1 protein-coding gene and 1 pseudogene are annotated in these 713 nt (G+C 63.3%); both read left to right on the top strand.

What is annotated here, in order from left to right:
* Positions 1–119, top strand: a pseudogene (locus EOA29_RS38840) (ABC transporter ATP-binding protein); the annotation flags it as partial.
* A partial coding sequence (locus tag EOA29_RS38835; protein ID WP_145970136.1) for an ABC transporter ATP-binding protein occupies positions 116–713 on the top strand: 598 nt, incomplete at its 3' end. The pseudogene EOA29_RS38840 and the gene EOA29_RS38835, both read left to right, overlap by 4 nt.

Here is a 713-nt window from a genome sequence, read left to right as displayed (position 1 = left end):
GCATAGTGGTCCTCAATTTCGGGCAGAAGATCGCCGAGGGAACGCCGCCGGAAATCCAGGCCAACGAGAAGGTCATCGAAGCCTATCTCGGCAGCGAAGACGAGGCGATCGGCCTATGAACCAGATCCTCAAATTCGCCGGCGTCGAGCTTTATTACGATCACGTCTACGCGCTGAAGGGCGTCTCGCTCGAGGTCAATGAAGGCGAGACCGTCGCCCTGATCGGCGCCAATGGCGCCGGCAAGTCGTCGATCCTTCGCGCCATCACCGGCCTGCGCAAGATCAGGTCGGGCGAGATCCACTACAGCGGCAAGCGCATCGACGGCGCCGCTCCCGACGAGATCGTCAAGATGGGCATCGCCATGGTGCCGGAAGGGCGCCGCGTCTTCCCCTTTATGACGGTCAGAGACAATCTCCTGATGGGTGCCTTCACCCGTTCCAGCAAGGCCGAGATCGCGGCGACGATGGAGATGGTGCTGGGTCGCTTCCCCCGGCTGAAGGAGCGTTTCTCGCAGGCCGCCGGCACCATGAGCGGCGGCGAGCAGCAGATGCTGGTCATCGGCCGCGCGCTGATGGCGAAGCCGAAGCTGTTGCTGCTCGACGAGCCGTCGCTGGGCGTCGCGCCAAAGCTCGTCCAGGACATCGCCCGCTCGATCGTAGCGATCAACCGCGACGAGAAAGTTAGCGTCCTCCTGGTCGAGCAGAATTCCCGCA

The sequence above is a fragment of the Mesorhizobium sp. M1E.F.Ca.ET.063.01.1.1 genome (genome assembly GCF_003998155.1).
Taxonomy (GTDB): Bacteria; Pseudomonadota; Alphaproteobacteria; order Rhizobiales; family Rhizobiaceae; genus Mesorhizobium.
Note: the sequence above shows the minus strand (reverse complement) of the source record. Positions and strands in the feature narration are given on the sequence as shown.